Genomic DNA, 7240 nt, shown 5'->3' with positions numbered 1-7240 from the left:
CTCAGCATTGGGTTGGAAAAGTCCGGTCGCATTCGAACGGAAAGTGGCCTAAACGAGCACTTGGGGCGGCACAAAAATGGGACAGGTCCACATTGTGCATTCTTCCAGCGGCAAAAAATACGTTTCCACATGTTGCATGCTTGCTATGACTGGCCGCTGGTCTACAGCGGTGTCGTCAATCAGGAATGCCTGCGGCTGCTAGCATTTTATAGTAGGCGTCATAGATTTCTGGTTTTGCGATAGAGATACGAGCGCGCATATGCCGGAACATTGAAACGCTAAAATCGGGTTCCCGCGACATGTGAATACGTGCGAGTTCTCTAGCTCGGCTCTCATTGCCGAGAGCCATTTCCGCCACAAGTTCGTTCAGGCGAAAAACTGTCACAGTATTATGAAATGCACGCATTTTTTGGGCGGTTTCTCTTAGATCGGGCCAGTTCCCTTCCGCGATTTGCGACAGGCTGATACCCATGTGGACACGGTAGTTTAGTGGGTCATTCGGGTTAAGTCGGAGCGCCTCCCTGGCGTGTGCCTGTGCCGTTTGTGCTTGGCCCATCAGGCCATGCAGTACGCAACTGGATCCCCAGGCTGAAACACAATTTGGGCTTCTCTCGACGACTTGATCCACAAGCGACAAACCGTACTCTGTATCCTCCGACAGAAACGCGATTACGTAACCGGCATATGCTTGCGCCTCTAGGTCAAGATGTGATGCCGCCAGAGCCTCATGTGCTAGTTGAATTGCGTAATCAAATCGGGCCTCGTTTGGACGCGTATCCGGGTTCCATAGCAAAGTGCGGATCCAGCCTCGAAGAGCGCTTGCCAATGGGTACTCACTTGAGAGTGAAAGAGCTTTTGACAAATGGTCGTCTGCTTCAGTGAAATTGAACCTGTAGATCAAGGACTGCGCACGTAGGAAGTGATCATAGGCTCCAAGGGTGTCAGGGCGCTTGTGAGCAGCACGGTCTATTTCAGCTTGTCGGATACCTGGCGCAATCGAAGCAACGACAGCCTCGGTAATCTGGTCCTGAAGCTCAAAAACATCATCGAGCTTGCCATCGTATCGATCCGCCCAAACATGAGACCCGGTTTCCGCATCAATCAGCTGACCCGTGACACGCAACCGGTCACCAGCGCCGCGAACGGACCCTTCCAATATATAGCGGACACCAAGCTCTCGGCCGATACGACGCACATCAACCGAAAGCCCTTTGTAAGAAAAAGAGGAATTTCGGGCGACCACGAATATCCAAGGCACTCTGGATAAGCTGGTGATTATATCTTCGGCTATACCTTCTGCGAAGTAATCCTGTTCAGCGTCAGGCGAAAGATTGTCAAACGCCAAAACGGCCACCGATGGCTTGTCTGGGCGAGATTGAATTATCGGGGATTCAGTAGCAAATGCTGTTCGCACGGAGTAAGCAGTTACAGGGCGTGTGATATTCTTCAGATATTGCGGCCCCAATTCGGTGAATGATACATCCACCTTACCCACAAGGTCTTCGTAAACCCGACCTGAAACGATGATCCCTCCGGGAGGAGCAAGACCTTCCAGCCGGGCCGCGATGTTGACGCCGTCACCAAGAACATCACCGTCGTCATCAAAAACATCGCCTGCGTGAATTCCCATACGGAATTGCATTTCCGGACTTTGCCCGCGCGCCCCGTTCCGCTCAGCCATCTGACGTTGCATCGTTTCCGCACATGCTAGCGCATCTACAACCGAGGAAAACTCTGCAAGAAAACCGTCACCGGTTCTTTTGAATAGGCGTCCGCCATTCAGGCCAACATGCGGCTCCAGCGCCCTAAAGTGGCCCCTATATGTGTGCAATGCGGCTTCCTCGTTAGCACTGACAAGCGCGCTATAGCCAACAACATCAGCCACGAGTATGGCAGCCAAGTACCGCTCCAAACAAAATCCTCCCGCGTATCCATTGTGAAGGAGTGTCAAAGGGATATTAGGGGTTTCGCGCATAAATCGCGATCAATATTCAATGAACATCAGTGACCGAATAACGACACGCAAGCTTTTTGCTTTTGGGTAAATTAGGCAGAAGCGGACCTCGAAAAACCGAACTTTGTAATTTCGACTTTACACCGCAGCACAGGCACTGGAGCAAGGTGCCGCGTATGACTGCCTTGAGGGCAAAACGAGCTTCTAGCCGCGAATGCAAGGTTTTGGCTTGGCACTTTGAAAGGCCTTCCTACTCGGGTGCCATCAAAATTCTAGGTTCAGCGCCGCGTGCTTGCTATCGTTTCATTAAGGTTCCATTGGCGGAAATCAGAATGACGATACGGGCGTCTTCAAGAAAGGCATTCGAGTACAGAACACGTCTCACCGACAATCGGATTTGGGACATGTTCGCGCTGCGCCAAGGAGATGTGATTGTTGCAACACCGCCAAAGTGCGGAACAACATGGACGCAAGCCCTTGTGCTGTCGCTCTTGTTTGAAAAGCCAGGTATGGACAAGGTCATGGATGACCTGTCGGTTTGGCTCGACCCTGCGTTTCGAGATCAACTCCCCATAGCTCGAATGTTCGAAGCTCAAAGCCACAGAAGATGCATCAAGACCCATACGCCTTTTGACGGCATTCCTTTCGATCCAGATTGCACCTACATCGCGGTGTTCAGACACCCAATCGACGCACATTTTTCGATGCGCCGACATGTGGCAAACCTGAAGGAAGACCTGATCCAAGACAGGTTCCCGGATGAGCCGACAGCTTCATTCGCCCTTTTTCTTGGTGAGACCGTTCGAGAGGAGATGGCCGATGGGATCACCCTTGAGGCCATCGTTCATCACTTCAAGTCCTTCAAGTCAAACATCCAACATCCCAACATACACATTTTCCATTACGCCGATATGCGGCGCGATTTGCTCTCTCATACTAGAAAGCTCGCTTCCGTACTTAGTTTGAAAATTGGCGATGAAATGCTGGCCGCAATTGCGGAAAGTATGCAGTTCGAGAACATGCAAGCCAATGCACGCGCGAGTGCTAAGGAAGAAACACAACGGTCCACAACCTTCAAAGACCCGTCAGCCTTCTTCGATAGCGCAAGCAGTCGCAAGTGGGAAGGCAAGCTTTCAGACGAAGACCTTCTTGCATTTCACAAACGTCTTGCAGAGTTGCTTCCGGAAGCCGACGCGCGATGGCTTCAGTCTGGCGGAGAGCTTCCTGCTTAGGACCTCGCTTTCTTAGTAAAGATTGCCGCTTCGGGACCGTCTCGGCCATCTGAGACTTTTTGCCGGATGACCCGTAACCACGATGAGCGGTCATTCATGCCCGCGAACGCGGCCAGGGTTTGCCCTAACCAACAACAGCCGTTCGCCGCGGTTTCGCCAGATGACTCAAATGCGGACGAAGCGGACCTTGCAAAGTTTGGTGGTCGAGACCGACTTTGGGCATGGTTTATGGTAAGATCCATGCAAGTGCTGCGAGGGAGAGTACCATGATCGACGCTGAACAGCGATTGGTAGACCACAACATCATTTTACCTGCGCCGCTGAAATTGCCTGTTGGTATGGTGTTGCCATTTCCGTGGATTAACGTTCGGGGCGACCGGGCGTTCGTATCTGGTCATGGACCACAAGAAATAGACGGTACTCCGGCCGCGCCATTTGGAGCAGTCGGAGAAAATGTGTCTGTGGAAGAGGGCTACGCCTCAGCACGCAAAGTCGGGCTTTCTATTCTCGGCAGTCTAAAGCGCGAACTTGGCAGTCTAAACCGAATAACGGGGTGGTGCCGAGTTCACGGGATGATAAATTGCAAATCTGGCTTCAGCGATACGCCTGCGGTTCTCAACGGTTTCACGGATTTGATCATTGACGTCTTTGGAGAAGAGATTGGCCGCCATTCACGTACGGCGGTCGGGGTGGCAGGCCTACCAATCAACTTCCCAATTGAAATCGAAGCAGAGGTTATTGTCTCAACGGCCTAGAATACACGTGAATCCGGAACGACGTACCGGTCAAAGAGGAGTAGGAATGTCGCTGCGCAGGGCAGAAGCACTGTATGGAAGAAGGCATTTGGGTGAGCCAGAAAGGAGACTTCATGATTAAGTTTATGCCTAAGTTTCTGATTGTAACGGCGCTCTGTACGATCCAATACTCTCAAGTAGCACTCGCGCAAAGTCACACTCACGACGCTGAAGTCACGCCATACGCCGGTCTGCAATCCAGGACTATCAAAAGCTTATCTGAGACCGATTTAGAAGAGCTGCGGCGCGGCGGAGGTTGGGGTTTTGCTTTACCAGCGGAGCTGAATGGCAAACCAGGCCCAGCACACTTGCTCGAATTGAAAGATGAACTTGGACTCTCGAAGGATCAGCTGAGAAAAATTGAGGCGATCCATTCTGAAATGCGCGTACAGGCAATCGTCGCAGGCGAGCGGTTTATTGAGGCCGAGGCGGCGTTGAGTGAAGCGTTTGCCGGTGACCAGCTTGAATTGGCCGAGCTAAACAAACTTGTTGAAGCGGCCGAAGCTGCCAGGGCCGAGTTGCGACTGGTTCATCTGTCCCGGCACCTGCAAACAACACCACTGTTGAGCGCAGATCAAATCCAACAGTACAGCATTCTAAGAGGGTATGCGAACGACCCGTGCTCCAATGTGCCCGAAGGCCACGACCCGACCATGTGGGAAAAACACAACGATTGCAGCTGAATCCTTTTGAAATCAGCGCAAAATAATGTTGGACATGGAGCTGGGAAATCTGATTGCCCTTCATCCAATCTCTCAGCTGTGTCGAGCAAACACACTCGTCGTCCCATCCAGACCAACGAGCAAGGTTTCGTAAGGTTCTCGTTCGTCTGAAAAATCCATGCCGGGTGAACCCATCGGCATGCCTGGAACTGTTAGGCCGAGGCCTTCAGGATGTTCGGACAAAAGTCGATTTATGTCTTCTGCCGGGACATGACCTTCGACAAAATAGCCCCCAACAACTGCAGTGTGGCAACTGGAAAGCTCATCTGAGATTTTCATTTGTTCTTTAAGCGACCACAGCTGCTCCTGCCCCACGTCTAGCGTATCGGCACGAAATCCTGCGGAAATCAGGTGATCTACCCACGCGGCACAACAGCCGCAGGTTGGCGTCTTGTAGACATTGATGAGTGGGGCTTCTTGACCGACGGAAGGAGTGGCCAGCACTGCTGCTGTACCCGCTAGTAAAAATTCGCGTCGTTTCATTGGTCTCTTCTCCGCTTCCTCATGGGACTACAAAGATATTGTGCCAAGGCCAAACTTTTCAATGTTACCGGACTGAGCATCAAACGGGCAGTTTCGATACAAGATCTGAATCTCAATCCAAATAACACTGGTCCCAAACGTTTTGTGAGTTGCGTCGCGTATGGCTCAAGTTCACTCGAGCGTTCGGCAATGGACCTCGCGATCAACGTCGTGGTGAGGTCCATAGCAACCTTCTAAGCCGTGGCCATGCCAATTGCCTTGGTGGTGCCTGCCCGTGCACCCTGACAATGCAATCACTATGACCAAGAATGCCGCTCTTCGCGGGTGCTTGATCCAACAGTTCTGTTCCATGTGCAAACCAACCTAGTAGCAATCCGGCTACCTTTGCTTTGACGCAGGTCAACACCCCATTGCGGCAGCTTCCAAATAGCGGCAGTTAGTCTATCGTGAACAGCTCCTGTCTTTCAGCAACACCGCGCAATCTGTATTGCCCCAGGGAAACAAGACTTGGAATGGAGCCCACCAAGTCACCCGCCACCTTATCGGAAACCACAATGTTCTGATCAAGCGCGCTGCACATGCCTAAAATGCGCGAAGTTGTATTTACCGCTGGGCCGACCACTGTGAAATCCAAGCGAGACCTACCGCCAATATTGCCGTAAAGAACATCGCCTGCGTGCAACGAGAGAGTGAAGCCGGTCGTTGGCAAACCATCAGCTTGCCGCCGTTGGTTGAGTTCCTCAAAGGTATTTCGCAACTCCGCGGCCGCGTGAATTGCGACGCGGCGAGCGTCCGGAACTTGATTGATGTCGAAGATGGCAAGCATTCCATCTCCCATGAATTTCAGAACGTTACCGCCATTGCGTTCGACTACGTCAACAGCTTCCGCGAAGTAGTCGTTTAGCAATTCTATGATTGAGCCCCCCGGAAGCGCCTCTGACAATTTGGTAAATCCTTGCAGGTCAAAATACCAAATCACCGCTGAAATAGTTTCCGATGAACCTCGGGTGATGTCCCCGGAAAGAACGCGCCTACTGGCATCTTTGCCCAGATATGCGGCTGTAATGTCTTCAGCCATCAATCGGTTCGCCCCACATTTCAGCGTCAGGCAAAGTGGAGATATCAGTTGACGCAAACCATCAAGTTGCTCGCTTGTGAAGCCCCCGTTCGCGTCGGTTGTCAATGAGATTATGGCACCTTCATAGGCCTGCATTGGATCGACTGGCGTAGTATTGTCCTGAATAAGGAAAAACCGTTTAACAGCGAAGTAGTCAGTTGCACCGCGCGCGCGAAGTTCGTCGAAGATCGGAAAGTTGAGCGCGGGTTCTTCGACTGTCAGATCTTGTCTGATCTCTTCAACGTTGTTTGCCAAAAGATAGTAAATCGGGCTTAGAACGTATTCCTCAGGCGCATCCGTTCTTCGGACAAAGTCCTCTCGCTCATGACCCCCATCCCTATGCCAGCGGAAAGCGACTGTCCCAATCTCGGGATGATGAGCACGAACTGTGATGTTTGCTCTTTGAAGTGGAATTCCTGCTGAAACAAGACGGTTGCAGAATGCTTCAAGCCAGAGCTCCACGGGCGCATTCTCCAAGCCCTGTTGAACCAGCCAGTCGGCTATATCCTTTACGGCGGCTGTCAGTTCCCAGTTTTGGACTAAAGGAGCTGCCATGATGTCCTCTTAATGAGCTATCTGAACAATTGGCTCTTAGTCTAATTCACTTCAAGGACACATCAAATTCAATTCTCCCTCTGCGCTTGCAGCCCTAAGGTATATGCTGATCTTGTGACGTATCGCACGCACGACACCCGGGCAATGGTCGCAATTCATCAGGAATTGCTCGCGATGTGAGCTGTAGCGCGTACCGCAAGACTTTTGCGACTGAGCTCTGCGGGGTATCTGTGTGATCTGTCGGCGTTGAGGCAACCGAAATACTCAATCTTGCCACTCCAAACGATACAAGACGTGGTGACCGCGTAGACCTTTCAGAAGTCTGGGTTCTATTTCAGAAAATGAGAAATCGGTTCGTCCTCCGACCATGGCGCGAGTCGCAT

6 protein-coding genes are annotated in these 7240 nt (G+C 51.8%); 3 read left to right on the top strand and 3 right to left on the bottom strand.

All coding sequences use genetic code 11. The features are described 5' to 3' along the window. Nucleotides 1-175 precede the first annotated feature (175 nt). Nucleotides 176-1900 (bottom strand): adenylate/guanylate cyclase domain-containing protein, encoded by a 1725-nt coding sequence (locus ACR0CG_RS23305; protein ID WP_480527866.1) that lies wholly within the window; start codon nucleotides 1898-1900, stop codon nucleotides 176-178. A 458-nt stretch (nucleotides 1901-2358) separates the two neighbouring features. Between ACR0CG_RS23305 and ACR0CG_RS23300 the strand changes: the two genes are divergently transcribed. The 3 genes from ACR0CG_RS23300 to ACR0CG_RS23290 all read left to right on the top strand — a co-directional run bounded on the left by ACR0CG_RS23300 (nucleotide 2359) and on the right by ACR0CG_RS23290 (nucleotide 4663). Further along, nucleotides 2359-3186, top strand: a complete 828-nt coding sequence (locus ACR0CG_RS23300) for a sulfotransferase domain-containing protein (RefSeq protein WP_480527865.1) — start codon at nucleotides 2359-2361, stop codon at nucleotides 3184-3186. A 266-nt stretch (nucleotides 3187-3452) separates the two neighbouring features. Further along, nucleotides 3453-3941 carry a RidA family protein gene (locus ACR0CG_RS23295; protein WP_170816229.1) on the top strand — a complete coding sequence of 163 codons (489 nt, stop codon included), beginning with the start codon at nucleotides 3453-3455 and terminating at the stop codon, nucleotides 3939-3941. 74 nt (nucleotides 3942-4015) lie between these two features. Next, complete coding sequence (locus ACR0CG_RS23290) at nucleotides 4016-4663, top strand: Spy/CpxP family protein refolding chaperone (RefSeq protein ID WP_480527863.1); 648 nt, start codon at nucleotides 4016-4018, stop codon at nucleotides 4661-4663. 72 nt (nucleotides 4664-4735) lie between these two features. Here the strand turns inward: ACR0CG_RS23290 and ACR0CG_RS23285 are convergent, their stop codons facing one another. Together ACR0CG_RS23285 and ACR0CG_RS23280 are read right to left on the bottom strand one after the other, a co-directional pair. Then, nucleotides 4736-5185, bottom strand: coding sequence for a DUF411 domain-containing protein (locus tag ACR0CG_RS23285; RefSeq protein WP_480527861.1), 450 nt, complete (start codon nucleotides 5183-5185; stop codon nucleotides 4736-4738). Between the two features lie 436 nt (nucleotides 5186-5621). Further along, nucleotides 5622-6857 (bottom strand): adenylate/guanylate cyclase domain-containing protein, encoded by a 1236-nt coding sequence (locus ACR0CG_RS23280; RefSeq protein WP_480527860.1) that lies wholly within the window; start codon nucleotides 6855-6857, stop codon nucleotides 5622-5624. Between the last annotated feature and the right edge of the window lie 383 nt (nucleotides 6858-7240).

Source organism: Ruegeria sp. AB8 (genome assembly GCF_056542605.1).
The sequence above is the reverse complement of the archived record's forward strand: the minus strand, read 5'-3'. Positions and strand labels throughout refer to the sequence as shown.

Coding starts and splice junctions, on each gene's coding strand:
- ACR0CG_RS23300 (WP_480527865.1), top strand. CDS start 2,359: ATGTTCGCGCTGCGCCAAGGAGATGTGATTGTTGCAACACCGCCAAAG.
- ACR0CG_RS23295 (WP_170816229.1), top strand. CDS start 3,453: ATGATCGACGCTGAACAGCGATTGGTAGACCACAACATCATTTTACCT.
- ACR0CG_RS23285 (WP_480527861.1), bottom strand. CDS start 5,185: ATGAAACGACGCGAATTTTTACTAGCGGGTACAGCAGCAGTGCTGGCC.
- ACR0CG_RS23280 (WP_480527860.1), bottom strand. CDS start 6,857: ATGGCAGCTCCTTTAGTCCAAAACTGGGAACTGACAGCCGCCGTAAAG.
- ACR0CG_RS23290 (WP_480527863.1), top strand. CDS start 4,016: ATGGAAGAAGGCATTTGGGTGAGCCAGAAAGGAGACTTCATGATTAAG.